At 71.6% G+C, this 24,746-nt stretch carries 29 protein-coding genes; 19 read left to right on the top strand and 10 right to left on the bottom strand.

Annotated elements, in window-relative coordinates:
- The first annotated feature begins 15 nt into the window (after positions 1–15).
- A complete protein-coding gene (locus BCF74_RS09770) occupies positions 16–1,332 on the top strand; it encodes a carboxylate--amine ligase (RefSeq protein ID WP_106297770.1) in 1,317 nt (438 codons plus the stop codon).
- 143 nt (positions 1,333–1,475) lie between these two features.
- On the opposite strand, the gene murJ is transcribed toward BCF74_RS09770, so the two are convergent.
- The 3 genes from murJ to BCF74_RS09755 are packed head-to-tail and all read right to left on the bottom strand — an operon-like array spanning position 1,476 to position 4,971.
- On the bottom strand, positions 1,476–3,209 hold the full coding sequence (gene murJ, locus BCF74_RS09765; protein WP_106297769.1) for a murein biosynthesis integral membrane protein MurJ: 1,734 nt from the start codon (positions 3,207–3,209) through the stop codon (positions 1,476–1,478).
- Between the two features lie 41 nt (positions 3,210–3,250).
- Entirely contained in the window at positions 3,251–4,276 is a 1,026-nt protein-coding gene (gene mshD, locus BCF74_RS09760; protein ID WP_106297768.1) for a mycothiol synthase, read from the bottom strand.
- The gene (locus tag BCF74_RS09755; RefSeq protein WP_106297767.1) at positions 4,273–4,971 is read right to left on the bottom strand and encodes a response regulator transcription factor; all 699 of its coding nucleotides are present in this window, start codon (positions 4,969–4,971) and stop codon (positions 4,273–4,275) included. Before BCF74_RS09755 ends, mshD begins: the two co-directional genes overlap by 4 nt.
- A gap of 26 nt (positions 4,972–4,997) precedes the next feature.
- On the opposite strand from BCF74_RS09755, the gene BCF74_RS09750 reads away from it, so the two are divergent.
- Together BCF74_RS09750 and BCF74_RS09745 are read left to right on the top strand one after the other, a co-directional pair.
- Positions 4,998–5,264, top strand: coding sequence for a MoaD/ThiS family protein (locus BCF74_RS09750; protein ID WP_245889290.1), 267 nt, complete (start codon positions 4,998–5,000; stop codon positions 5,262–5,264).
- Between the two features lie 28 nt (positions 5,265–5,292).
- A complete protein-coding gene (locus BCF74_RS09745) occupies positions 5,293–6,132 on the top strand; it encodes a hypothetical protein (RefSeq protein ID WP_106297765.1) in 840 nt (279 codons plus the stop codon).
- Positions 6,133–6,198: 66 nt separating this feature from the next.
- On the opposite strand, the gene BCF74_RS09740 is transcribed toward BCF74_RS09745, so the two are convergent.
- Positions 6,199–6,591 carry a DsrE family protein gene (locus BCF74_RS09740; RefSeq protein ID WP_106297764.1) on the bottom strand — a complete coding sequence of 131 codons (393 nt, stop codon included), beginning with the start codon at positions 6,589–6,591 and terminating at the stop codon, positions 6,199–6,201.
- Positions 6,592–6,626: 35 nt separating this feature from the next.
- Here BCF74_RS09740 and BCF74_RS09735 point away from each other — a divergent pair, with 35 nt between their 5' ends.
- Positions 6,627–7,136, top strand: a complete 510-nt coding sequence (locus BCF74_RS09735) for a heme-binding beta-barrel domain-containing protein (protein ID WP_106297763.1) — start codon at positions 6,627–6,629, stop codon at positions 7,134–7,136.
- Between the two features lie 85 nt (positions 7,137–7,221).
- Here BCF74_RS09735 and BCF74_RS09730 read toward each other — a convergent pair whose 3' ends face one another.
- A complete protein-coding gene (locus BCF74_RS09730; protein WP_106297802.1) occupies positions 7,222–8,250 on the bottom strand; it encodes an LCP family protein in 1,029 nt (342 codons plus the stop codon).
- Between the two features lie 24 nt (positions 8,251–8,274).
- On the opposite strand from BCF74_RS09730, the gene BCF74_RS09725 reads away from it, so the two are divergent.
- The 3 genes from BCF74_RS09725 (at position 8,275) to BCF74_RS09715 (ending at position 10,769) form a co-directional block, all read left to right on the top strand.
- Positions 8,275–8,829: a Fur family transcriptional regulator gene (locus BCF74_RS09725; RefSeq protein WP_245889289.1), complete on the top strand. Its 555-nt coding sequence runs from the start codon at positions 8,275–8,277 to the stop codon at positions 8,827–8,829.
- Positions 8,826–9,863, top strand: a complete 1,038-nt coding sequence (gene ygfZ, locus BCF74_RS09720; protein WP_106297762.1) for a CAF17-like 4Fe-4S cluster assembly/insertion protein YgfZ — start codon at positions 8,826–8,828, stop codon at positions 9,861–9,863. The genes BCF74_RS09725 and ygfZ overlap by 4 nt, the downstream gene beginning before the upstream one ends.
- Positions 9,864–9,926: 63 nt before the next feature.
- Positions 9,927–10,769 (top strand): beta-keto acid cleavage family enzyme, encoded by an 843-nt coding sequence (locus BCF74_RS09715; RefSeq protein WP_106297761.1) that lies wholly within the window; start codon positions 9,927–9,929, stop codon positions 10,767–10,769.
- 173 nt (positions 10,770–10,942) lie between these two features.
- On the opposite strand, the gene BCF74_RS09710 is transcribed toward BCF74_RS09715, so the two are convergent.
- The gene (locus BCF74_RS09710) at positions 10,943–11,446 is read right to left on the bottom strand and encodes a DUF4395 domain-containing protein (protein WP_106297760.1); all 504 of its coding nucleotides are present in this window, start codon (positions 11,444–11,446) and stop codon (positions 10,943–10,945) included.
- 134 nt (positions 11,447–11,580) lie between these two features.
- Between BCF74_RS09710 and BCF74_RS09705 the strand changes: the two genes are divergently transcribed.
- The 5 genes from BCF74_RS09705 (at position 11,581) to BCF74_RS09685 (ending at position 14,697) form a co-directional block, all read left to right on the top strand.
- Positions 11,581–11,949 carry a helix-turn-helix domain-containing protein gene (locus BCF74_RS09705; protein ID WP_245889288.1) on the top strand — a complete coding sequence of 123 codons (369 nt, stop codon included), beginning with the start codon at positions 11,581–11,583 and terminating at the stop codon, positions 11,947–11,949.
- Positions 11,950–12,000: 51 nt separating this feature from the next.
- A complete protein-coding gene (locus BCF74_RS09700; RefSeq protein ID WP_106297758.1) occupies positions 12,001–12,699 on the top strand; it encodes a hypothetical protein in 699 nt (232 codons plus the stop codon).
- 122 nt (positions 12,700–12,821) lie between these two features.
- Positions 12,822–13,877 carry an asparaginase gene (locus BCF74_RS09695; protein WP_106297757.1) on the top strand — a complete coding sequence of 352 codons (1,056 nt, stop codon included), beginning with the start codon at positions 12,822–12,824 and terminating at the stop codon, positions 13,875–13,877.
- A 32-nt stretch (positions 13,878–13,909) separates the two neighbouring features.
- Entirely contained in the window at positions 13,910–14,344 is a 435-nt protein-coding gene (dtd, locus tag BCF74_RS09690; RefSeq protein WP_106297756.1) for a D-aminoacyl-tRNA deacylase, read from the top strand.
- Between the two features lie 20 nt (positions 14,345–14,364).
- Positions 14,365–14,697 (top strand): DUF2516 family protein, encoded by a 333-nt coding sequence (locus BCF74_RS09685; RefSeq protein WP_106297755.1) that lies wholly within the window; start codon positions 14,365–14,367, stop codon positions 14,695–14,697.
- On the opposite strand, the gene BCF74_RS09680 is transcribed toward BCF74_RS09685, so the two are convergent.
- Both BCF74_RS09680 and BCF74_RS09675 read right to left on the bottom strand, forming a co-directional pair.
- Entirely contained in the window at positions 14,682–15,458 is a 777-nt protein-coding gene (locus BCF74_RS09680) for a class I SAM-dependent methyltransferase (protein WP_245889295.1), read from the bottom strand. The genes BCF74_RS09685 and BCF74_RS09680 overlap by 16 nt on opposite strands.
- Before the next feature lie 27 nt (positions 15,459–15,485).
- Positions 15,486–16,322 (bottom strand): sugar phosphate isomerase/epimerase family protein, encoded by an 837-nt coding sequence (locus tag BCF74_RS09675; RefSeq protein ID WP_106297753.1) that lies wholly within the window; start codon positions 16,320–16,322, stop codon positions 15,486–15,488.
- Positions 16,323–16,380: 58 nt separating this feature from the next.
- On the opposite strand from BCF74_RS09675, the gene BCF74_RS09670 reads away from it, so the two are divergent.
- The 5 genes from BCF74_RS09670 (at position 16,381) to BCF74_RS09650 (ending at position 20,858) form a co-directional block, all read left to right on the top strand.
- The gene (locus BCF74_RS09670; RefSeq protein ID WP_218279236.1) at positions 16,381–17,391 is read left to right on the top strand and encodes a hydroxyacid dehydrogenase; all 1,011 of its coding nucleotides are present in this window, start codon (positions 16,381–16,383) and stop codon (positions 17,389–17,391) included.
- Positions 17,392–17,502: 111 nt separating this feature from the next.
- Complete coding sequence (locus BCF74_RS09665) at positions 17,503–18,246, top strand: hypothetical protein (RefSeq protein ID WP_106297751.1); 744 nt, start codon at positions 17,503–17,505, stop codon at positions 18,244–18,246.
- A gap of 23 nt (positions 18,247–18,269) precedes the next feature.
- Positions 18,270–19,583 carry a D-inositol-3-phosphate glycosyltransferase gene (gene mshA / locus BCF74_RS09660; protein ID WP_106297750.1) on the top strand — a complete coding sequence of 438 codons (1,314 nt, stop codon included), beginning with the start codon at positions 18,270–18,272 and terminating at the stop codon, positions 19,581–19,583.
- Complete coding sequence (locus tag BCF74_RS09655) at positions 19,580–20,113, top strand: YbjN domain-containing protein (protein ID WP_106297749.1); 534 nt, start codon at positions 19,580–19,582, stop codon at positions 20,111–20,113. Before mshA ends, BCF74_RS09655 begins: the two co-directional genes overlap by 4 nt.
- A gap of 10 nt (positions 20,114–20,123) precedes the next feature.
- Positions 20,124–20,858: a phosphoglyceromutase gene (locus BCF74_RS09650; RefSeq protein ID WP_106297800.1), complete on the top strand. Its 735-nt coding sequence runs from the start codon at positions 20,124–20,126 to the stop codon at positions 20,856–20,858.
- 218 nt (positions 20,859–21,076) lie between these two features.
- Here BCF74_RS09650 and phoU read toward each other — a convergent pair whose 3' ends face one another.
- Positions 21,077–21,787 carry a phosphate signaling complex protein PhoU gene (gene phoU / locus BCF74_RS09645; protein ID WP_106297748.1) on the bottom strand — a complete coding sequence of 237 codons (711 nt, stop codon included), beginning with the start codon at positions 21,785–21,787 and terminating at the stop codon, positions 21,077–21,079.
- A gap of 254 nt (positions 21,788–22,041) precedes the next feature.
- Between phoU and BCF74_RS09640 the strand changes: the two genes are divergently transcribed.
- The gene (locus tag BCF74_RS09640; RefSeq protein WP_245889287.1) at positions 22,042–23,280 is read left to right on the top strand and encodes a sensor histidine kinase; all 1,239 of its coding nucleotides are present in this window, start codon (positions 22,042–22,044) and stop codon (positions 23,278–23,280) included.
- A complete protein-coding gene (locus BCF74_RS09635; protein WP_106297747.1) occupies positions 23,277–23,957 on the top strand; it encodes a response regulator transcription factor in 681 nt (226 codons plus the stop codon). Before BCF74_RS09640 ends, BCF74_RS09635 begins: the two co-directional genes overlap by 4 nt.
- 58 nt (positions 23,958–24,015) lie before the next feature.
- Here BCF74_RS09635 and BCF74_RS09630 read toward each other — a convergent pair whose 3' ends face one another.
- The gene (locus tag BCF74_RS09630) at positions 24,016–24,555 is read right to left on the bottom strand and encodes a hypothetical protein (protein ID WP_106297746.1); all 540 of its coding nucleotides are present in this window, start codon (positions 24,553–24,555) and stop codon (positions 24,016–24,018) included.
- Between the last annotated feature and the right edge of the window lie 191 nt (positions 24,556–24,746).

Raw genomic sequence — 24,746 nt, 5'->3', positions numbered from 1 at the left:
GAGGCCCGAATCCCGTTGTCCCCCAAGACTTATGCCTCCATCGCCGAGCAGCCGTTCGTGCCCGTCATCGTCGGCGCCCACGTCGGCGGCTACTCGCTCGTGCGCGCCTTCCACGAGGCCTACGGCGTGCGTTCCCTCGTTGTCACCGGCGCGACGTCGTGGGTCGTCGAGAACTCCGCGATCCTCGAGGTCGTCCCCGTCAAGAACGGTCTCGACCCCGACGTCCTCGCCAACACCCTGCTCGGTGAGCCGTTCGCCTCGCTGCCGCAGAAGAAGATCGTCCTCGCGACCTCCGACGCGCTCGTCGACTCGCTCGCCGTCGCGCGCGAGCGTCTCGATGACTCGTATGCCGTCCCGTACCCGGATGCGGCCACCCTCGCCATCGCGACCCGCAAGCACACCTTCGCCGAGGTCGCGGAGCGGGCCGGGGTGACCACCCCGGAGACCTTCCTCATCGACCTCGGCGACCCGGCATACGACATCGACACCGCCGACATCCCCAGCGACGGTTACCCGCTCATCGTCAAGCCGACCGCGCCCGCGGCGTGGAACGCCGTGAAGTTCGCGGGGCAGGCCAAGGTGCACTCCGTGTCAACGCCGGCCGAGCTGCGCGAGCTCGTGGCCAAGATCCAGGGCGCCGGCTACCGCGAGACCCTGCTCGTCCAGGACACGATCCCCGGCGACGACACCGGCATGCGGATCCTGACCTGCTACTGCGACAAGGACTCTCGCGTCCGGTTCGCCTCCTACGGCCGCACCCTCATCGAGGAGCACGCGCCCGGTCTTCTCGGCGTGCCGGCGGCGATCCTCACCGGGCAGAACCGCGCGATCGTCGACGAGGCGGTGCGGTTGCTCGCCGAGCTGAAGTGGGTCGGCTACGCCAACTTCGACCTCAAGTACGACCCGCGCGACGGGAAGACGAAGTTCTTCGAGCTCAACCCGCGGCTCGGCCGCTCGAACTACTACGTCACGGGCACCGGCTTCAACCCGGTGACGTGGTACGTCGACGAGTACGTCAACGACTCCCTGCCGGAGGACGTCGAGCTCGTCGAGGCCGACACCGAGACGGTGTACTCGGTCGTGCCGGTGCGCACGGTCAAGTGGGCACTCGAGCGCCACCCCGACCTGTGGACTCGCACCCAGCGCGTCATCAAGGCCGGTGGGCTGCGGAACCCGTTGCACTACAAGGCCGAACGCCACCCGTTGCGGTGGGCCAAGATCCTCGCTGCCGGGGTGTCCTACGACCGGAAGTTCCACCGGTACTACGACCCCGAGGCGGCCTACCACCCCGGTGGCGAGCCGGCCGACTCCGACGTCCCCCGGCGTCCCTAAGTCACCCAATTGGTGAGTTCGGGACCGTCCGACCGACCCCCGGCGTCCCTAACCGGCCCAATTGGTGAGTTCGGGACGGTCTGACCGACCCCCGGCGTCCCCAAGTCACCCAATCGGTGAGTTGGGGACGGTCTGTCTCGTCCTCAGCGGGCGAGGCGGACGCGGCGCAGGATCGGGGCGAGCAGTTCGTCGACCTCGCGGATGCGCAGGAGCCGCGCGCCTGCGAGGTAGACGAGGCCCAGCGCGAGCAGGCCCGCCGCGACCGCGAGGGCCTGCGTGACCCAGGCGTCGCCGGGGTCGGCGACCAACGTCGCGATGCCCCACGCGGCCACGCCACCGATTGCGCACACGAGGACAAGGCGGACCCACAACCGGACCACGCTGCTCATACCGAGACCGCCGAGCTGGCGTCGCGCGATCACGATGAAGACCGCAGCGGCGACGAAGTTCGAGATGCTCGCCCCGGCGGCGACGGTCATGACGACGTACTCGGGCGCGGACCAGAGGAGGGCGACGACACAGCCGAGAGCGTTGCCGGCCATGAGGACGACGACCGTCCAGAAGTTCATCTTGCCGTCGCCGCGGGCGAAGCAGTAGCGCTGCTTGAGCGCCGTGATCCCGAAGGGCACGAGGCCGATCCCCATGATGCCCATGATGAGGCCGACGTCGGCGGCGTCGTCGATGCCCAGGTCCGCGTCGTAGGCGGAGCCGGGGAAGAGCGTCGCCGCGATCGGCCGCCCCAGGGCGAGCAGCGCCGCGGTCGCGGGGATGAGCAGCACCGACGGAGTCTTGAGCCCGTTGACGACCTGGCGGCGCATCGCGGCCAGGTCCCCCTGCTCGTGGGCACGGGACATCGCCGGAAAGAGCGCGGTGATGAGCGAGATCGTGATGATCGAGTGGGGGAGGATGTAGAGGCCGTAGGCGAGCGCCTGGGCGTAGTTGCCGGGCACGTTGTCGGCGCGCGCGGCGCCGGAGCTGTTCGTGTAGGTGCTGAGGAAGCCGTAGGCCTGCGAGATGAGCAGGGCGGCGATCGTCCACATGGCCATCCGCGAGAGGTCACGGAAGCCGTGGCCGCGCCACCCGAACCGGGGGCGGTAGCGAAAGCCCGACTTCACGAGCGGCACGACCAGTCCGACGCCCTGCACGACGATGCCGAGCGTCGTCGAGCCGGCGAGCACCCAGATCATCTCCGCGGACCAGTCCTGCAAGGAGGTCTGCTGGCCCCACTCGACGATGAACCAGGCGAGCCCCGCGATCTGGATGACGTTGGCCCAGGCGGGCGCCCACGCGTATGCGGAGAAGTTGCCGCGCGCGTTGAGCACCTGCCCGAGCACGGAGTAGAGCCCGTAGAAGAAGATCTGCGGCAGGCAGAGCAACGCGAACTTCGTCGTCAGCGACAGGAAGGCCTCGTCCTCGTTGTCCGTGAGCAGACGGACGATCCATGGTGCCGCGGCGAGCGAGGCGACGGTCGTGCCTGCGAGGACGAGCAGGCACAGGGTGATGAGCCGGTCGCTGAAGTCCTGGCCCCCGTCCTTGCGGAGCATCGCCTTGGTCAGTTGCGGGATGAGCACGGCGGACAGCAGGCCGCCGTTGATGAGGACGTAGAGCTGGGTCGGCAGCGAGTTCGCGACGCTGAACGAGTCGGCGGTGAGGGCGTTGACACCGACGATGCCGGTGAGCATGGCCGTCCGGACGAAGCCGAGGATGCGGGACCCGAACGTGCCGATCGCCATGATCGCGCTGTTGCGGGCGACGTTGTCGCGAACCGGGACGGCCGACGCCGGGTCGGCGACCGGATCCGACTCGGGGGTCGCTTCCGGGGAGGCGGCGGCGTTGACCGGGTCGCTCTCGGCGTCGTCGGGCCGATGGTCGGACACGTGCACTCCCTCGCGGGTTCCCTCGGATGGACCGGGCCACTCTACGGCGCGACGGTGCCCGCCCCGGTGACCCTGCCGTAGACGACGTGCAGCGCGGCATCCTCGAACCCGGCCCGCCGATAGGTCGCCAGCGCGCGCGTGTTGTCGCCGTCGACGTAGAGCTCGATCGTCTCGACGCCCTGACGGGCGAGGTATGCCGTGCCGAGCCCGGTGAGCGGTCCGGCCAGCCCGCGTCCTTGGTATGCCGGGTGCACGCCCACGACGTACACCTCCCCACTCGTGCCGGCTCCTTCGTCGCCGTCTCGAGCGGGGCCCGGCCGTGCGGTGCCGGCTCCTTCGTCGCCGTCTCGAGCGTGGCCCGGCCCGTTGTGTGATCCGGGTTCCCTCTTGGTCCAGTGGAAGGCGGCGAGTGGGTGCCGGCCGTCGTCGCCGGTCACCGTCGTGTCCTCGACGAGGAAGAAGCCCGCCGCGTCGAACCACGGCTGCGACATCCGGTCACGCAGGTCCGCGAGCGTGATCGAGCCCTGCTCCGGGTGCGACGCAAATGCGGCGGCGTTGACGGCCAGCCACGCCTGTTCGTCCCTCCCCGGCTCGAACGTCCGGACCGCGAACCCTTGCGGCAGAACGGGATCCACCTCGTCGCCGGGCTGCACCCGTCGCGACATGACGTGCAGCTCGCGCGTCGGGACGAGCCCGGCCGTCCCCGCCAGCGCCCGAGCCGCGGGCAGGTCGCCGTGCGCCCACACCCCCGTCGCGCCACCCTCGAGCAGCGCATCCAGGAGCGCGTGCCCGACCCCGCGCCGACGCGACTCCGGGTCCACGACGAGCTCCGCCGACCCGGAATCGTCGCGGACGGCATACCCGAGCACGGAAGGCGACCCACCGGCATACGCGACGGTGTGGGTGACCGACGCATGCGGCGAGTCGAGCGCGAGGGCGAACGCCTCCGAGATCGCCTCCACCCCGTCGACCGCCGCCGCCCGCGCCACCACGTCGCGCACCGCGCCGACCACGGAGGCGTCCAGCGAGGACGACGTCTCGAGTCGCACGCCCGCCAGCGCCGTCACGAGGTCGCCGTCTCGGGTTCGGCCTCCTCGGGCACGAACCGGTAGCCGACGTTGCGCACCGTGCCGATGAGGCTCTCGTGGTCCGAGCCGAGCTTGGCGCGCAGCCGGCGCACGTGCACGTCGACGGTGCGCGTGCCGCCGAAGTAGTCGTAGCCCCAGACCTCCTGCAGCAGCTGCGCGCGCGTGAAGACGCGGCCGGGATGCTGCGCGAGGTACTTGAGCAGCTCGAACTCCTTGTAGGTGAGGTCGAGCACCACCCCGCGCAGCCGCACGGAGTAGGTCGCCTCGTCGATGACGAGGGCGCCCGCGGTGATGCGGACCTCGTCCTCCTCGCCGTCGACGTCGAGGGCGCGGGCGATCGCGAGCCGGAGCCGCGCCTCGACCTCCGCCGGGCCGGCCGTGTCGAGGAAGACGTCGTCGATGCCCCACTCCGGCGTCAGCCCGGCCAGCCCACCCTCGGTGAGGACGGCGAAGAGCGGCACGGACAACCCGGTCGTGCGGATGACGCGGCACAGCGAGCGGGCCATCGCGAGCTCACGACGCGCGTCGACGAGGACCGCCTCGGCCGGGGGTGCGTCGATGAGGGCCGTCGGCTCCGCCGGGAGGATGCGAACATGGTGGCTCAGCAGGCCCAGTGCTGGCAGCACCTCGGCGCTTGGCGCCAAGGCGTTGGTCAGCAGCAGGAGTTGGGCCATCCCGCACAGGATAGGTGGATGCGAGCGTGACGGACCCGAATCGCCGGGCTGTGAGACCGGTGACGGTGCGCTACTGGGCCGGTGCCCGCGCGGCCGCCGGCGTCGCCGAGGAGACCCTCGAGACGGGGCCGCTGGTCGGTGACGTCCTCGACGCCGCGGTCGCCGCGCACCCGGACCTGACCGAGGTCGTCGCGGTGTGCTCGGTCATCGTCGACGGGCGCGCGTCCTCGCGGGACCTCGAGGTCGCCGAGGGCGCGGTCGTCGAGCTGCTCCCGCCGTTCGCCGGGGGCTGACGGCGTGGGTGATGGCAGGATGCCTGCCGTGGAAGCGACGCAGCCGGTGAGCGACTCGCGCGCCGCCCGGCGCGCGGCGCGCGAGGAGCGACGTCGCAACCCGATCCTTCCGCCGATCGCCACCGAGCGCCGCGTCACCCTCGTCCTCGCGACGATCCTGTATGCCGGCCTGCTGGCTCTCGGGTTCGCGGCGGACCCCGCGCTGGGTGCGGCCGCGGTCGCGTGGGGCGGCATCGTCCTCGCCTGGGGCTGGCCGGGGCTGCTCGGGTCGTCGAGCCGGTTCGGGTCGTCCATCGCCATCGGCGTGGCCGGTGTCATCGCCCCGATCGTCGTCGCGCTCACGCCGGACCAGCCGTTCCTGCGGCACCTGCCGGTCGTCGTCGCGGGCGCCCTGCTCGCGATGTTCCTGCACCAGCTGCTGCGGCGGGACGGCCGGCCGCGGCTGACGCAGTCGATCGCCGTGAGCGCCGCCGGCATCGCCATCGCGACGATGGGCGCCGCCTGGGTCCCGCTCGGCCGGACGTTCGGCGGCCCCCACGTCGTGCTCGCCGTGGCGGCGGCGGTCGCCCTCTCCTCGCTGGCCGACCTCTCCGCCCCGTATGACAAGGTGCGGCCCTGGATGTTCCCCCTGGCGGCGCTGCTGGGTCTCGTCGGTGGCGGCGTCACCGGCCGGCTGCTCGATGACGTCGGGCTCCTCGCGGGCGGCGTCATCGGTATGGTCGCCGCCGGGCTGGCGCACGTGATGCGGCGGGCCCTCGCCGCGCTGCCGCCCGTCCGGGGGATGCGCGGCCAGGTCACGGCCGCCGTGGCCGGGGTGCTCATCGGCGCGGTGCCAGTGCTCGTGCTCGCCAACTTCTTCGTCGGCTGACCTGTTCGCCGGCCGACCCGTTCGGCGGCCGGCCGTTCGTCAGCGGACCCGTTCTTCAGACTGCCGTCAGTAGACGATCGCCTGCACGCCCGGCGCGAGGATCTCCTCGACGAACGCCGCCGCGCCCCGGATCGCCGCTCCCTCGAGCAGGTCGTCGGGGCCGAGCTCGCGCCGGGCGGCGCACTGCCCGCAGACGGTGACGCTCGCGCCGTCGAGCAGGGTGTCGCGCAGCTCGGACAGGGGCGCGCCGTGGGGGAGGGTGAGCTGCTCGGCCCGGCCGGCGACGGCCATCCACGTCGCGTCACCGGTGAGCCAGACGCTGACCTCGACCCCGGCGGCGAGCGCGGTCGACGCGACGGTCAGCCCCTGGTTGAGGCGTTCGAGCGCCTCCTCGCCACAGGTGATCTTGACGACGAGCGTGTGGGCGCGTCGGGGCGCGCCAGTGGTGTCCGTGCTCATGGAAGCTCCCTTCGGCTGCGACTACGATCCCATTCGTGCCCTTCCATCTCGACACCTCCCTGCACTCCGACGTCGCCCCGCTCGCGTGGCTCGTCGGGACCTGGGCCGGCGCCGGCGTCGTCGGCTACCCGACCATGGAGTCGGTGAACTTCGGCCAGGAGATCACCTGCACCCACGACGGGCGCCCGTTCCTCGAGTGGCGCAGCCAGACGTGGCTCCTCGACGAGGAGGGCGAGAAGGTTCGCCCGCTCGCCACCGAGACCGGCTTCTGGCGGGGTGTCCCGGAGACGCCGGACGGCACCAACGTCGAGCTGCTCCTCGCCCACCCGAGCGGCATCGTCGAGATGTATGCCGGTCATGCGCAGCCCGCGAAGATCGAGCTGCGCACCGACGGCGTCATGCGCAGCCCGCACGCGAAGGAGTACACCGCGGGGCACCGCATGTACGGCTACGTCCAGTCGAACCTGCTCTGGGTCATGGACATGGCCGCCATGGGCGAGCCGCTCACCTCGCACGTCTCCGCAGAGCTCAAGCGCGTCGAGTGACGCTGGCGCGGCGCCGCGCGCCGGTGTGACGCCCCTCCGCCGGCTCGACGTCCGCGTCGCGTGACGCACCGCCGACGGCTCGACGTCAGGGCGTGACCCTGCCGTCGGCGTAGTCGTCCATGGTGTCGGTGCGCAGCCGCGTCCCGAGCTCGGCCATCTGCTTCTCGTCGACGATGTCGATGGATCCGCCGTTCGGCGCCGTGCCGTAGCCGGAGAAGGGCGCGGTGATGAAGACGACGTCGTCGCTGCGCAGCCCGCGCATCGAGAACGCCTCGCTGCGCATGAGCCCGACGGTGAGCTTCTCGTCGACGACGAGGTTGTCGGTCGCCGCGTCGAGGAACTTCGTCAGCGTGATGGGGTTGGCGATGACCTCCGGGCTCAGCGTCTTGAGCATGAGGGCCTTGATGAACGCCTGCTGGCGCTTGCCTCGGGAGATGTCGCCCTCGGACAGCTCGTAGCGTTCGCGGACGAAGGCGAGCGCCTGGTCGCCGTTGAGGTCGTTCCAGCCCTGCTTGATCTCGTAGGGCCCGCCGTTGCCGCCGCCGCTGCTCGCCTCCTCGGCGTAGACGCGGACACCCCCGACCGCGTCGGTCATGTTCTTGAAGCCCTCGAAGTCGGTCTTCGCGACGTGGTCGATCTTGATGCCGAGGAGGTTCTGCATCGTGCTGACCAGCAGCGGCGCACCGCCATAGGCGTAGGAGGCGTTGATCTTGTCCTTGCTCCGCCCCGGGATGTCGACGTAGAGGTCGCGGGGGAAGTGGATGAGCTGCACGGCCTTCTTGTCCGCGGGCACGTGGACGAGCACGATGACGTCGGCGCGGCTCGCGGACTCGCCCGGACGGGCGTCGGACCCAATGACGAGGTAGTTCTGGCCGACCCCCGTCTGGGGCACCGGCGTGCCGTTGATCTCCGTCGGGGCCGCGGAGGGCAGCAGCTTCTCCCGCGTGATGTTGCCCGACACCTTCTGGTTGAGGAACACCGCGAACCCGCCGACGCCGACGAGAGCGAGGGCGAGGAGCGACGCGAGCGCGATGAGCAGCCGCCGGCCCCGCCGGGGTCGGCGCTCCTCGCGCCGGGAGGCGCGGCTCTCCTCGGGTGTGAACTCGTCCAGCACGCCGCCAGTGTAGGTGCGGGCGCTGTGGCGCCCGGCCAGCTTCGACGACGCGAGGCGCGCGGCCGGCATACGCGCAAGGTGCGCGGCCGGCATACCCCCGTCGTCGTGACCGGCATACGCCTGCGGCGGTCACCGGCATACATTGGTGGCGTGAGTGATCTCGGCGCGCGACTGCGGGCCGCCGGACGACGGCTGACGCCGCAGCGCCAGCTCGTGCTCGATGCGGTCGAGGAGCTGGGCCACGCCACCCCGGAGCAGATCGTCGACACGGTCGCCGCGCGCGGTGGTGCGCCGATGGCGCTGTCGACGGTCTACCGCTCGCTCGAGGCGCTGCAGGATCTCGGGCTCGTGAGCCACACGCACGTCGACCATCGCGTGCCGAGCTACCACCTCGCGTCGCATGCCACGCACGTCCATGTCGTATGCCGTGAGTGCGGTTCCGTGGGCGAGGCACCGACCGATGTGGCGAAGGAATTCGTCGAGCGGCTCGACCGTTCACTCGGATTCGAGGCCGACGTCACCCATGCCGCGATCCACGGCCTGTGCCGCGACTGCAGGAGTCCCAGGGAAGAGACATGACCGACACGACGACCGTCACCGTGGCCCCCTCTCCGCTGCTCCCCCGTCCGGGCGCCGTCGAGGGGGAGGGCGCCGACGCCGGGGTCGCCGCGCACTACGGCGACCCGGTCCGCGAGCAGCGCCTCCTCGAGGAGGGCCTCGCCGTCGTCGACCTCTCGCACCGCGGTGTCGTGCGCGTGTCCGGTCCGGACCGGCTCACCTGGCTGCACTCGATGACGACGCAACAGCTCACCGGGCTCGCGCCGCGCACCTCGGTCGAGACACTCGTCCTCTCACCGAAGGGCCACGTCGAGCACGCACTGCACCTCGTCGACGACGGCGAGTCGGCGTGGGTCACGGTCGAGCCCGGCACCGCGCCCGCGCTCGTCGCTTGGCTCGACTCGATGCGCTTCATGCTGCGCGTCGAGGTTGCTGACGTGACCGACGCGTATGCCGTTCTCGGAGAACCGATTTCGTCTCTCGGTGCGGAGGGGGAGCCGCCGACGTGGGTGGACCCGTGGCCGGCGCTGGTGGGTGACACCGCGGCATACGGCCCGGAGAGCGACCACCCGGGTGAGGCGCGGCGCTGGCGCGAGGTAATCGTGCCCCGCGCGTCGCTGGAGGAGGCGGTGGGCGACCGGCCCTTGGCCGGCGTCTGGGCGGCCGAGGCCCTGCGGGTTGCGGCATGGCGGCCGCGGCTCGGGTTCGAGACCGACCACCGGACGATCGCCCATGAGGTCGACTGGCTACGGACGGCGGTGCACCTGCACAAGGGTTGTTATCGCGGGCAGGAGACGATCGCGCGGGTGCACAACCTCGGGCGACCGCCGCGACGGGTCGTCTTCCTCCACCTCGACGGGTCCGGGCACGTCCTGCCGGCGGCCGGGACGCCGCTGACCCTCGACGGGCGCGAGGTCGGGCGGCTCACGTCGGTCGCGCGCCACCACGAGGACGGGCCGATCGCGCTCGCCGTCGTCAAGCGGAACACCCCGGTCGGCGCTGATCTTGTGGCCGAGGGCGTGGCTGGCGCACAAACCGTCATCGTCACCCCCTGATCGCCGGAGGATCTTCGCGGAGCGGCTCGCTCGATCGGGGTTCGTCCTGACACACTGACCGACATGGCCATCCCTGCCGCGTCCACGACGCTCATCACCGTCGCGCCCACCGGGGCCGAGCTCGACAAGGCCGACGTGCCGCAGCTGCCGACCACGCTCGAGGAGCTCGTCGAGACGGCGCGCACGTGCGAGGCGGCGGGCGCGGCCATGATCCACCTGCACATCCGCGACGGGGAGCACCGGCCGACCCTCGACCCAGCGCGTCTGCGCGACGCGGTCCAGGCGATCCGCTCCGAGACCGACCTCATCGTGCAGCTGTCCACGGGTGGTTCGGTGCACGACCCGCTCGAGCAGCGGCTCACCGTCCTCGACGCCGAGCCGGACTCGTGCTCGCTCACGTGCGGCACGACGAACTTCGGCGACGACGTCTTCATGAACCCGTGGGGGTTCATGTCCGACCTCTACGTCCAGGCGCAGGAGCGCGAGGTCGTGCCGGAGTTCGAGCTGTTCGACCTCGGGCACGTCGCGGCGCTGGCCCGGCTCATCGACCGGCACGGGCTGCCCTTCGGCGGCAAGGTGCACGTCGACTTCGTCACCGGTGTGCCCGGCGGGATGCCCGGAACGACCGCGGCACTCATGGCGGGTGTGGCGATGCTCCCGCCGCAGGTGACGTCGTGGTCGGCGACTGGCATCGGGCGCAGTCACCTGCCGATCGTGGCGGCCGCCCTGTCGGCGGGCGGGCACCTGCGGGTCGGCATGGAGGACAACGTCGTCTTCGCCCGCGGGCGGCAGGTGGAGCACAACAGCGAGCTCGTCGCCCGGGCGGCGGAGATCGCGACGACGATGCAGCGCCCGCCGATGTCGACGTCCGACGCCCGCGAGCTCCTCGGCATCAAGCCCCGCTGAGCTCGCGGGTCGGTGGTTCGAGACGCACTCTTCTGGGTGAGTTGTCCCCATATGGAGGGACGACTCACGCGCCGGGGGACGACTCAGGCATGGAGTGACGACTCACGCGCCGGGGGACGACTCAGGCAAGGAGTCGGCGGGTGAGCGAACGGAATCGGCAATAAGTCGGGGCGTCAGACGAGGTTGTGCTGACGCGGGCGGAGGCTGAGGTCAGCGCAGGCGGCGCAGGTCTCCTCGGGGATGACGCCGAGCCGCATGAGGTGACCGAACGCCCAGCACCCGGCGCAGAACCCGACCGCCGCCTCGAGCGTCGCGAAGACGACGAGCACCCCGAGCAGGACGCTCGCGACCGTCGTCGCCCCGAACCCCAGTGCCGCCACCGCGGCCGCCGCGCTCGTCACAAGCCCGACCGTCTGGGCGAAGCGCTTCGGCGGCCCCGGCACCATCCGCGGCGCACCGAGCCGGGGCGCGACGACGTGGACCGCGAGCCGCCCCAGCGGTGAGAACCGGGGCCCGGCCGCGACCCGCAGCGCGAACCCGACCGCCATGACCGCCGCGAGCCACCACCACTGCGTCGCCAGGGTGACGACACCGAGCAGCACGACGCCGGCCGCGACGGAGCGCGCGGCCTTCTCGTTGACCGGGTTGGGGAAGCTCAGGACGCCACGCACAGGCATAACGCAAGATTAGGGCAAGCCCAAGCGGACGGCATACGTGAGACCGTATGCCGGAAGCGCACCCGACCGCCTGTGTTCACCATCACGCTTGCGTCAGTTTGCAAAGTGCTAACTACAGCAAGCACACTGGAGGAGTGAGCCGGAACCCGCTGAACGACCTCGCCGGACTGGGCGACTACCTGCGCGAGCAGCGTCTGTCGCACCGGCTGTCGCTGCGTCAGCTGTCCGAGCTCGCGGGCATCTCCAACCCCTATCTCTCGCAGATCGAGCGAGGACTGAAGCGCCCCAGCGCCTCGGTCCTGCAACAGCTCGCCAAGGGCCTGGAGGTGTCGGCCGAGACGCTCTACGTCAAGGCCGGAATCCTCGACGAGCCCCCTGCCGCCGAGACGACCGCCCCGAGCGTGCGGGCCGCCATTGCCGCCGACCCCGCTCTCACCGACCGCCAGAAGGCGACCCTCATCGACGTCTACGAGTCCTTCGTCGGCGACGAGACCACGCGCTGAGCGCAGGGCTCACCGCGACCGCACCACCCCACCCACACTCCAGGAGTGAGCATGGCCACCAAGACCCAGACCAGCACCAAGAACCAGGGCACCACCCCGTTCCTCGCCGTCGTCGGCGCCACCGACCTCGCCGTCGAGCGCGCCCGTGAGGCCCGCGCCCGTGCGCTCAAGGTCCGCTCCGACCTGCGCGCCGAGCTCAAGCCCGCCGCGGTCCAGAACCGCGCGCAGGTCGCGATCGACGACGCCAAGGCGCTCCCGACCAAGGCCCTCGGCCAGGTCGTCCAGGGCTACGAGGACGTCGCCAAGTCCTACGAGGGTCTCGCCGCCCGCGGCGAGAAGCTCGTCACCCGCATCCGCAACCAGAAGGCCACCCAGGACCTCGTCGAGCAGGCCGAGACCACCCTCGCCCTCGGCAAGGGCGCCGTCACCACGGCCCGCAAGGCCGCCAAGGACGTCCGCACCTCGGCGCTCGCGACCTTCACCACCGGCCGCAACGAGGCCGCCCGCGTCGTCGAGACCGTCACCGAGGGTGTCGTCGAGTCCGCGCAGGACACGGCCCAGATCGCGACGACCGAGGTCAAGGCCGCGACCAAGCGCACCCGCACCGCCGCCAAGCGCACCCGCACCACCGCGACCAAGGGCGCCAAGCGCACGACGACGTCGGCCAAGGCCACGACGACGAGCGCGCGCAAGACCGCCGCCGGCTCGACCAAGGCCACGAAGAAGGCCGCCGCCAAGGTCGGCGACTGACCGGCATACGGCCACATCAGGTACGACGTCCCGCTCCACCCGAGAAGCCTTCTCGGGTGGAGCGGTGCGTTGTCGGGCGACCCGATACTGCTGAGGTGGAGGCGGTGTCGATACTGGTCCGTATGCCGTCCGCGCCCCTTCCGCAGTCCGCCGCACCTTCCGGTCACCCCGCCGCCGGGCCAGCCGCCACCTCGGCCCACGCAGGTCCGACGCTGCCGACGCCCGCCGTGCTCGGTGAGGCGCCCGTCCTCGCACAGGCCGTCCGGGGTGGCTTCGTCGAGTCAGTGCACCGGGGCAGCGTCGTCGTCACGGCTCCCGACGGCTCCGTCGAGCTCGTCCTCGGCGACGCCACCGACCCGGTCTTCCCGCGTTCGTCGAACAAGCCGATCCAGGCGCTCGCGATGGTCCGGGCCGGGCTCGACGTCGCGCCCCACCACCTCGCGCTCGTCTGCGCGAGCCACTCGGGCGAGCCGTTCCACCTCGAGGCGGTCGTCGAGATCCTCGCCGGTGCGGGCTTGGCTGTCGGCGACCTCCAGAACACCCCCGACTTCCCCTACGACGAGGTGGCCCGCCTCGCCTGGGTGCGCGACGGACGCGACAAGGAGTCGATCGCCCAGAACTGCTCCGGCAAGCACGCCGGCATGCTCGCGACGTGCGTCGCGAACGGCTGGGACCTCGCGACGTACCGCGAGCTCGACCACCCACTCCAGCAGGCCTGCGCCGACACCCTGGCCGAGCTCGCGGGCGAGCCGGTCGCGGCCACCGCCGTCGACGGCTGCGGCGCCCCGGTCATGGCCGTGTCGCTCGCCGGGCTGGCGCGCGCCTTCGGCCGGCTCGCGAGCGCGGATTCGGGCACGGATGAGGCGAGGGTCGCCGACGCGATCCGGGCGCACCCAGAGTTCCTCGGCGGCACCCGCCGCGACGTCACGGCGTTCATCCGGGGCACCTCCGGAGCCATTGCCAAGGACGGTGCCGAGGCGGTGTATGCCGTGGGTCTCGCGGACGGCCGCGGCATCGCCCTCAAGGTCGCTGACGGCGGGCAGCGGGCGCGCACGGTCATCCTCGCCGCGGTGCTGCGTCGCCTCGGCGTCGAGACCGGCGCGCTCGGGGCCCTCGAGGACGCGCCGATCCTCGGGCACGGCCAGCCGGTCGGCTCCGTGGTCGCCGTGGGCATCTGAGCCATCGCGAGCACGCCAGGGAGAGGAGCACCGTGAGGGCGGTCATCCAGCGGGTGCAGCGGGCTGCCGTCGTCGTCGACGGCGAGACGGTCGGAGCGATCGACGAGCCCGGGCTCTTCGTCCTCGTCGGCGTGGGTCACGACGACGGACCGGCCGAGGTCGACCTCGTCGCCCGCAAGATCGCAGACCTGCGCCTCCTCGAGGGGGAGCGGTCGGTCACCGATGCCGGTGCACCGGTGCTCGTCGTCAGCCAGTTCACCCTGCTCGCCGACACCCGCAAGGGCCGGCGCCCGTCGTGGAGCGCCGCGGCACCCGGTGATGTCGCCGAACCCGTTGTCGCACAGGTCGTCTCGGCGCTGCGCGACCGCGGCCTCACGGTGGCGACGGGCAGCTTCGGTGCGCACATGACGATCGAGTCCGTCGCCGACGGGCCGGTGACGATCGTCATCGACACAGCCACGCCGTAGCCCTCCCGTAGGCTGACGCCATGTTCGCTCTCGGTCAGGTCCAGTCGTGGGTGCTGCTCGCGCTCACGCTGGCGGCCCTCGCCATCGAAGTGTTCGCGTTCATCCACGCGCTGCGGACCCGCCCCGACGCGTTCGTCGCGGCGAGCAAGCGCACGAAGAACTTCTGGCTCGGCGTCACGGGCGTCGCCTGCCTGCTCGGCTTCGTCGCCCTCGGCGGTGCCCTGCTCTTCCTCGGCATCATCGGCGTGGCCGCGGCCGGGGTGTACCTCGCCGACGTGCGACCCGCGGTCGACTCCGTGCAGGGTCGCGGTCGTGGCAACAACCTGCACCAGGGTCCCTACGGCCCCTGGTGAGGCCGCACCGCTGACCACGCGACGGTGAGCTCGCCGAGCCGCCACCGTGCCGGGCCGTCGACGAGCGGCCACCCAGCGCCGCGCATCGCCTGTGCCGTCGCCCGGAACCGTTGTCGCACACCGTATGCCGCGTGCGCGGCCTGTCGTTCCCAGTGCCGGTCGAGGTCGGCGAGGAAGGCGTGGACCGGCTCGCCGGGGACGTTGCGATGGATGAGCGCCTTGGGCAGTCGCTCGGCGACGACGGACGGACGGTCGAGACCGCGCAGGTGCCACGAGAAGGTCAGGCTCTGCGGTCCATCGCGGGTGACGGCGACCCAGGCGGCGAGGCGGCCGAGCTCGTCGCACGTGCCGTCCACGAGTAGCCCGTCGGGGGCGAGCCGTGACCGCAGCCGGTCCCACGCGCCGTCGACCTCCGCCTCGTCGTACTGGCGCAGGACGTTGAAGGCCCGGATCACCGTCGCGTCGCGTCCGTCGAGCGGGACCTCGAACCCGCCGCGCCGGAAGCCCAGCCCGGGCCGCTCCAGCCGCTGCGCGGCCGCGACGCGCTCGGGGTCGATCTCGATGCCCACGACCTCGACGTCGGGACGGACCCGGCTCAGCCGGTCGTGCAGCTCGACGGCCGTGACGGGGGAGGCGCCGTAGCCGAGGTCCACGACGACGGGCGGCTCGGGCGCCCGCCGAAGTCGCCACGCCTGCGGTCCCGCGAGCCAGCGGTCGCCCCGGCGCAACCGGTTCGGGTTGGTCGTGCCGCGGGTGATCACCCCCACGGGCCTGCTCGTCGCCACCGTTCAGCCCCTGCGCCCCAGCCGCCCCGGTCTCACTCGATGGGCGGGTTCGCAACGCGCCCCTCCGGCCCACGTACGCCAGGAGTCCGCGGACGCGACGAGCTGCGCCGGGTCGTCGTCGGGCACAAACTCGAGGAGCACGTCGCCGCTCCAGTCACGATCTCCGAGCACGCCAATGACGTTCTGCCACAACGTCGCCCGTGCGTCCAAGGGCAGTCGCTCGGTGGTGGGCCACCACGAGAAGGCGTGCACGCCGCATACGGACGCCTCGTCGAGCAGGCGGCCCAGCCCGGCGACCGCGACGTCGTCGGGGTCGCCGGGTCGCGGCTGCCAGTAGGTCTGCAGGTTCGGGTGGCCGACGTCGTCGAGGAGGCGCAGGGTCGCATCCGCGCTGTCGGTCAGGGTGTTGCCGTGGAACTCGGTGCCGACGACGACCGAGTGAGCGGCCGCGAGCTCGGCGAACTCGCGCAGTCCGTCGACGACGCGAGCGCGGGTCGCACCGTCGGTGTCGTCGGTGCCCGACGCCCCGGCCCACACCCGGACGCGAGGTGCACCCAGCTCACGCGCCGCGTGCACCACGGCTTCGGCAGCCGTCAGGTCATCGACCCCTGCGCGCCAGTACGAGCCGTATGACGCGACCGCGAGTCCGGCGTCCTCGCTCACCTTGCGGGTGGCACGCACCGCGTCGAGGTCGGACGCCGGGGCATGGTGGTCGGCGCCCCACTCGACGGCGGCCAGCCCGGCCGCGCGCGCGGCCCGAGCCACCGAGGCCGATGTCAGGGCGCGGAAGGTCACCGAACACAGCCCAAGCCGCAGGGCGTCGGCGCCTGCGCGCGTCATGGAGGGCCTTTCGTCGGAGTCCACGTGCCGTAGTGCTGCGCCCACTATGTTCGCTCACGTGCGGACCGCCATCGTCATGCCCCGACCGACCGCCGACTCGGTGCTCGACGAGCGGGCGCTGACGACGCTCGCCGACAACACCGAGCTCCTCCGGGACGACGACGGCGCACCGCTCCTCGTCACAGACTTCGCCACCGCGCCGTGGAACCGGCTCGCCTCGGCCGAGGCCATCGTCACCGGGTGGGGCAGCCCCTTCGTCGACGCGGCCGTCCTCGCGCGCTTCGACGGCCTGCGCCTCGTCGCGCATGCCGCGGGGACACTGCGCCCCTACCTCGCTCCCGACGTGTGGCGAGCCGGCGTGCGGGTGAGCAACGCCGCCGACGCCAACGCCGTCCCGGTCGCGGAGTTCACCCTGGCGACCGTCATCCTCGCCGGCAAGCGCACGGCCAGGTACGTCGCGGCATACCGCGAGACCGGCGAGCTGCGCCCCGACATCGGTGACGGCCTCTGGGTGGGCAACCACGGCCTCACCATCGGCGTCGTCGGAGCCTCCCGCATCGGTCGGCTCGTGCTCGAGCGGTTGCGTGCCCTCGACGTCCGCGTCCTCGTCGCCGACCCGTTCCTCACGGCGGACGATGCCGCCGCTCTCGGCGCCGAGCTCGTCACCCTGCCGGACCTGCTCGGGCGCAGCCACGTCGTCACCGTCCACGCACCCGAGCTGCCGTCGACCCGGCACCTCATCGACGCCGACGGTCTCGCCGCCATGCCCGACGGTGCCGTCCTCGTCAACACCGCACGGGGCAGCCTCGTCGACACGGAGGCGCTGCTCCCGCACGTCGTCAGCGGACGGCTCGACGCCTGGCTCGACGTCACCGACCCGGAGCCGCTGCCCGTGGGCCACCCCTTCTTCACGCTGCCCAACGTCGTGCTCACCCCGCACCTCGCGGGTTCCCTGGGGCGCGAGAGCCACCGGCTCGGGCAGGTCGCGGCTGCGGAGGTGGCGCGGTGTGCCGCCGGTGAGGCGTTGCACCACGAGGTCCTCGCCGCCGACCTCGACCGCATCGCCTGACCTCGTCCACCCACGAGGCGACGGCGACCCGAGCGGCACGCTGTCAGCGCCTAGGCTGAGCGAGTGCGATGGCGGGGATTCGGTGCTCAGCGTCAGGGCACGAGTCTGAGCATGGTCGCCCTCGTCGTCTCGGTCACCGCGGCCCTGCTCCTCGGCGTCGCCGAGAAGGTGCCGGTCCTGCTGCGCACCGACATCGGTCTCGACCGCGTCGATCCCGGGCTGCTCACCGTCGCGACGGACGCCCGCGGCATCGTCACGCTGGGCCGCGGCTACACGGTGGCGGCGTACCAGTCGGGGTTCAGGGTCTCGGCCGACTCCGGACCGCTCGTGGACACGATCACCCGCGGCTCCCCGGTGAGCGCTGTCCTCGGCACCCTGGGGGAGCGGGACGGGCACCCGGCCGAGGACGTCGACGCCACACTCGACCACGTCCGCATCGACGACGTCCGCATCCAGCCGGGCCGCGCGACCTACGACGGCGTCGTCTACGGCACGGTGGACGGTGCCCCGCGCAGCATGACCCTGCGACTGCTCTTCCTCCTCACCAGTGCCGGCGTCTACGTGCAGGCCGACGTCGAGGGCGCCGACGCCGTCGTGGTGCATCTCGACTACATGCCCGCGACGACGGGTCTCGTGCCGGCGCTGCCCGAGCGCGCGCTCCGCAACCGCGGGTGGTGGCTCGAACCCCGTGAGGGCGAGCAACGGGCGCTGACCTCTGCGCGGGGAACGGTCGTGGGGGTCGGGCCGGGGCTGAGCACCCGCGGTGTCGACCTGCGCCCCGACGGTCGCCTCGACGTGCATGTCTGGTCGAGCCGGGCGACCCTGACCCTCACGGGTGTGCCGCGGCCGGGCTGACGGGTGCGTGACAGACTGGCGAAATGACGAGCGTCGAGACGGGGGGCCTCCTCCGGGTCGCGATGGTGTCCGTGCACACCTCACCCCTGGCGCAGCCCGGCACCGGCGATGCCGGTGGCATGAACGTCTACGTCCTCGAGACCGCTCGCCGACTGGCGCGTGCCGGCATCGACGTCGACATCTTCACCCGCCGCACGACCGCCGCGGAGGCGCCCGTCGTCGAGGTCGAACCCGGCCTCGTCGTCCGGCACATCGCCGCCGGGCCCTACGAGGGGCTGGGCAAGGAGGACCTGCCCGGCCAGCTGTGCGCGTTCGCCGCGGGCATGATGCGCGTCGCCGCCCACGCTCCCGAAGGCCACTACGACCTCGTGCACTCGCACTACTGGCTCTCCGGCCAGGTGGGCTGGCTCGCGGCCGACCGCTGGGACGTGCCGCTCGTGCACACGATGCACACGATGGCCCGGGTCAAGAACCTCCACCGCGCTGCGGGTGACGCCGAGGAGCCCATGGGGCGCGAGATCGGCGAGGCCCAGGTCGTCGAGGCCGCTGACCGGCTCGTCGCCAACACGGACGGCGAGGCTCGCGAGCTCGTGGAGCTGTATGACGCGGACCCGGCGCGCGTCGACGTGGTCCTGCCCGGTGTCGACCTCGACGTGTTCCATCCGGGAGACCGGACCGTCGCGCGTGCCTCACTCGGCGTGCCCGAGGACGCGGTCGTCCTGCTCTTCGTCGGGCGGATCCAGCCCCTCAAGGCGCCGGACGTCCTCATCAGGGCAGCCGCGATGCTCGTGCGCCGGAACCCTTCCCTGCGGGACCGGCTCGTCGTGGGCATCCTCGGTGGAGCCAGCGGCATCGCCGTCCGTGCACCGATGGGTCTGGACCGGCTCGCCGAGGAGGAGGGCATCGCCGACATCGTCCGGTTCGTGCCGCCCACCGACCGCGAGACCCTCGCGACGTGGATGCGCGCCGCGGACGTCGTCACGGTGCCTTCTCACAACGAGTCCTTCGGGCTCGTCGCCGTCGAGGCCCAGGCCAGTGGTGCGGTCGTCGTCGCCACGAACGTCGGCGGCCTGCCCACCGCTGTCGGTGATGCCGGAGTCCTCGTCGACGGTCACGACGTCCATGACTGGGCCGACGCCATCGAGTCGGTCATCGACGATCCCACGCGTCGAGCGTCCCTCTCCGCGAAGGCGGTTCGCCGATCCCGAGGGTTCGGCTGGGACTCGACCGCACGACGGCTCGTCGGAGTGTACGAGTCCGCGCTCGCCACCCCACGCAAGGCGAGCATCAACGAGTCCGGTGCACTGACCGGCATACCCACGGCGGTGATCCCATGACCCCCGAACCCGTCGCCACGACGGACCTGGCCCGCACGATCGAGGCCTTCCTCGCCGACAACGAGCTCGAGTGGGAGGCGGGGGCGCGCGACGGCGAGTTCGTCGTCACCCTCCCGGGGGAGAAGAAGCTGCGCACCGTCGTCTCCCTCGTCGCCGGCGACGACCTCTCGGTGTCGGCGTTCGTCATCCGCAACCCCGACGAGAACCACGAGGAGTTCTACCGCCACCTGCTGCGCCGCAACCTCCGGCTCCCGGGTCTCGCGTATGCCGTCGACGGCAGCGGAGACGTGTACGTCACCGGCCGCGTGCCTGCGGCCGGCGTCGACGAGGCGCAGCTCGACCAGATCCTCGGCGTCGTCCTCGAGGCCGCCGACGCGCCGTTCAACGAGCTGCTCGTCATCGGGTTCCTCACCTCGATGCACAAGGAATGGGCGTGGCGGGTGTCGCGCGGCGAGTCCCTGCGCAACCTCGAGGCGTTCCGCTCGATCCTCCAGCGAGACGGTGACCCCGGCCCCGAGGCGCCTCGCTAGGGTGGGCGCCATGGCGAGCACCCTCATCCTCCTGCGTCACGGCCACTCCGACTGGAACGCGAAGAACCTCTTCACCGGCTGGGTCGACGTCGACCTCAACGACCAGGGTCGTGCCGAAGCCGTCACCGGCGGGAAGCTGTTGAAGGACAAGGGAATCCTGCCCACCGTCGTGCACACGTCCCTGTTGCGCCGGGCCATCAACACCGCCAACATCGCGCTCGACACCGCCGACCGGCACTGGATCCCGGTGCGCCGCGACTGGCGGCTCAACGAGCGGCACTACGGCGCGCTGCAGGGGCTGGACAAGGCAGCGACGCGGGAGAAGTACGGCGACGAGCAGTTCATGCTGTGGCGTCGCTCGTTCGACACCCCGCCGCCGGAGATCGAGCTCGGCTCGGAGTTCGACCAGAGCGACGACCCGCGCTACGCCGGCATCGACGTGCCGCGCACCGAGTGCCTCAAGGACGTCATCGCCCGGCTCATGCCCTACTGGGAGGGGCCGATCCAGGACGACCTGCGCGCCGGAGAAACCGTCCTCGTCACGGCGCACGGCAACTCGCTGCGCGCCCTCGTCAAGCACCTCGACGGCATCTCCGACGAGGACATCGCCGGGCTGAACATCCCGACCGGGCAACCCCTCGTCTACGAGCTCGGCGACGACTTCATGCCGACGAAGCCGGCGGAGTACCTCGACCCGGACGCCGCCGCCGCGGCCGCCGCCGCCGTCGCGAACCAAGGCCGCTGACGCCGGTCACTCCGTGACCTCGAAGGGGCCTCACCCGCAGAACTTTCTGCGCCGGTGGCGCGAACGGCGCACATCGTGGTGGGCGGCGCAGCCACACGTGCGCCCATGGCCAGCTTCTGCGCCGCCGGTGACCATCGGCGACCCCACGAGAACGCGAGAGATCCCGTATGCCGCGCGCGCGGCATACGGGATCTCTCACCTCGTGCGAAGCCCTCGGCTCAGGACCCGCGCTGCTCCTCGGGGAAGGTCTCCTCGTCCTCGTCGTCCTCGTGGCTCGACTCCGACCGGGCGTCGACATCGCCGGTGACGAGGTAGATGACGCGGCGCGCGACCGACACGGCGTGGTCGGCGAACCGCTCGTAGTAGCGGCCGACGAGGGTGAGGTCGACCGTCGTCTCGGTCGGCTGGTCCCACGTGTCGGCGGAGAGGACCTCGAAGAGGCGGCGGTGCAGCGCGTCCATGGCGTCGTCGTCGCGCTCGATCTGCTTCGCGGCCTCGACGTCGCGGGCGGCGATGACCGACCCGGCCTTGGTGACGATGCGCTCGGCGACCTGGCCCATCTCGAGGACGACGGAGCGCAGCTCGGCCGGAACCGCGCTGTTGGGGTAGCGCAGCCGGGCCACCTTGGCGACGTGTCGGGCGAGGTCACCCATCCGCTCGATGTCGGCGCTCATGCGCATCGACGTGACGACCATGCGCAGGTCGGTCGCGACCGGCTGCTGCAGCGCGAGCAGGTCGAAAGACGCGAGGTCGAGCTTCTCGCGCAGCGCGTCGATCTCGGCGTCGGCCCCGATGACCGACTCGGCCAGCTGGACGTCGGCGTCGAGGAGGGCGGTCGTCGCGCGCGACATCGCCGAGCTGGCGAGCCGGGTCATCTCGACCAGTCCCTCGGTGACGCGGTCCAGCTCCTGCTGGAATGCCTGGCGCATGTTGGGGGTGCTCCCTTGTGTGAGGAAAGTCGTCTCCGGGCGGTCCGTCCCTGGGACGGTACCCACGGACGCGGTCCGGTATGCCGGGTGGCGCGCGGGCGCGCCACTCACCGCCCGTCACGGCGACGGACGCGGGCAGCGTGGCACGAGGTGGTGAATTCCCGCCACCGCAAAGGTGAACATCTTGCGCTGTCACCCCACTGATCACCCGCAGGTGGGTCTGGGTTCACTCACCCGCCCACTACGCTGACACGGTGGACTCGACGCTCGCCATGATCGTGGGCGGCGGCCTGGGGCTGGTCATCGGCGCCGTCGCCGTCGCCGCGAGTCGGCTGAGCGAACGCACCTTCCGGACGGTGCCTCCGTCGCCAGAACCTCCGGCACTGCCTGCCGGTGTCGGGGACGTCCTGGCGGTCCTGAAGTCCATCGCGATCGTCCTCGACCCGAGCGACGCCGTCGTCAACAACTCGGCGTCCGCGGTGAGCTACGGGCTGGTGCGGCACGGCGAGCTCGTGCACACCGAACTGCGCCAGCTCGCCCGGCAGGTGCGCCGTGACGGTGAGATCCGCGAGGTCGACCTCGAGCTCTCGCGTGGCTTCGGCACGACGACGAACACGCTCATGAAGGCCCGGGTCGCGCCGCTCGGTGCCCGTCACATCCTCGTCCTCGCCGAGGACCACACCGCCGCCCGGCGCGTCGAGGAGGTGCGCCGCGACTTCGTCGCCAACGTCTCCCACGAGCTCAAGACACCGGTCGGCGGCATCGCCCTGCTCGCCGAGGCGGTGCTCGACGCGCGTGACGACCCGGAGGCGGTGTCCCGGTTCGCCGGCCGGATCCAGGTCGAGTCGACCCGGCTCACGCGCCTCGTCAAGGAGATCGTCGACCTGTCCCGCCTCCAAGTCGCGGACACCCTGCACGAGCCGGAGCTCGTCGAGATCCCCGGCGTCATCGCCGAGGCCGTCGACCGGGTCGGCGTCGCCGCGGGAGCGCGCGACATCTCGCTCGAGACGTCGGCGGACCCGCGCGCCAGCGTCTTCGGGGACGCCGAGCTCCTCGTCACGGCGGTGGCGAACCTCGTGAGCAACGCGGTCAACTACTCCGAGGCGGGCACGCGCGTGGCCGTCGCCGCCCGCCGGGTCGGAGACACCGTCGAGATCACCGTCTCCGACCAGGGCCAGGGAATCCCGGTGCCGGAGCAGAGCCGGATCTTCGAGCGGTTCTACCGCGTCGATGCCGCCCGCTCGCGAGCCACCGGAGGCACCGGGCTCGGCCTCGCCATCGTCAAGCACGTCTGCGCCACCCACGGCGGCGACGTGTCGGTGTGGAGTGAGGAGGGTCACGGATCGACGTTCACGATGAGACTTCCTGCGGCATCCGACCGGGGTGCGGCAGACTCCGACCGGCAGGATGCCGCCGATCCGGACGACCGACCGCAGGAGCGGCAGAGTGACCGGCACACTGTCGGCACAGCACAAGGAGAACAGCACGGATGACCCGCATTCTCGTCGTCGAGGACGAAGTGTCCTTCTCGGACCCCCTGTCGTACCTGCTCCGCAAGGAGGGCTACGAGGTGAGCGTCGCCGACAACGGCAACGACGCGCTCGCCGAGTTCGACAGTGCTGGTGCGGACCTCGTCCTCCTCGACCTCATGCTGCCGGGCCTCTCCGGCGTCGACGTCTGTCGCGCCCTGCGCCAGAAGTCGAACGTGCCGGTCATCATGCTCACCGCCAAGGACTCCGAGATCGACAAGGTCGTCGGGCTCGAGCTCGGCGCGGACGACTACGTCACGAAGCCCTACTCGTCGCGCGAGCTGCTCGCCCGCATCAAGGCGGTGCTGCGCCGGCTCAGTGAGCCCGAGGAACTGCTGCCGACCACGCTCGAGGCCGGCCCGGTGCGGATGGATGTCGAACGGCACGTCGTCACCGTCGGCGGCGCCGCGACCCAACTGCCGCTCAAGGAGTTCGAGCTGCTGGAGATGCTGTTGCGCAACACCGGCCGCGTCCTCACCCGGATGCAGCTCATCGACCGGGTCTGGGGGAGTGACTACGTCGGCGACACCAAGACGCTCGACGTCCACGTCAAGCGGCTGCGTGCCAAGGTCGAGCCCGACCCGACGAACCCGCGGCACATCGTGACGGTGCGCGGGCTGGGCTACAAGTTCGAGGCCTGACGCCGAGCGCCGAGCCTCAGCCGAGCGCCGAGCCTCAACAGCCCAGCCTCACCAACCGTCAGTGACCGGAGCCCTCGGACTCGGTGGTGTCCGGGCTGGGAGCGGGCGGGGCGCCGGACGGCTTGGCGTCCTCGTAGTAGCCGGTGGACGGCAGCACCGGCACGAGGAGCAGGTTGAGACCGGTGGCGGGCGTGGACACCTGCAGCTCGAGGGTCTCGCCGGGGGCGACCTCGACCTTGTCGAGGGTGACGGGCTTGCCCTCGCCCTCCCCGAGCGTGAGCGAGCTCTGCCGCTTCACCGTCGCCTGGGCGCCCGCGCTCCCCTCGCTCTGGAAGGTGAGCTGGACGTCCTCGCTCGAGCGGTTGATCACCTGGCCCGCGAGGTTGCCGGGGGTTCCCTTGGCGTTGGAGACGACGACCAGGCCACGGACCTCGAGGTCACCGAACGTCGCATTGACGCCGTCCGCCGGCTGGTAGGCGTAGTCGGTCTGGATCGGGTTGAAGACCACGCACCCCCCGAGCAGGCTCGTCCCGAGGGCAGCGGCAGCCAGCGTCGCGCGCACGCGGTGGCGGGAGGTCTTCGAAGCAGCGGTCGTCACGGGGGACAGCGTAGCGAGGCTCAGGGCCCTCGCGCGCGGGTGGCCGCGCGAGGCATGCATTCGCCGTTGTGTCAACCCCCAATTTGGCCTTGTCTCAACGGTTTTCGTGCCTCTGACCTGCGGGTATGCCGTCCGCTCCGATTCCCCGTGTCGGTGGCAGCGTGTTAAACTTACCCTCGCGAAAGGGGCAA

The organism is Knoellia remsis, assembly GCF_003002895.1.
GTDB lineage: Bacteria > Actinomycetota > Actinomycetes > Actinomycetales > Dermatophilaceae > Knoellia > Knoellia remsis.
Note: the sequence above shows the minus strand (reverse complement) of the source record. Positions and strands in the feature narration are given on the sequence as shown.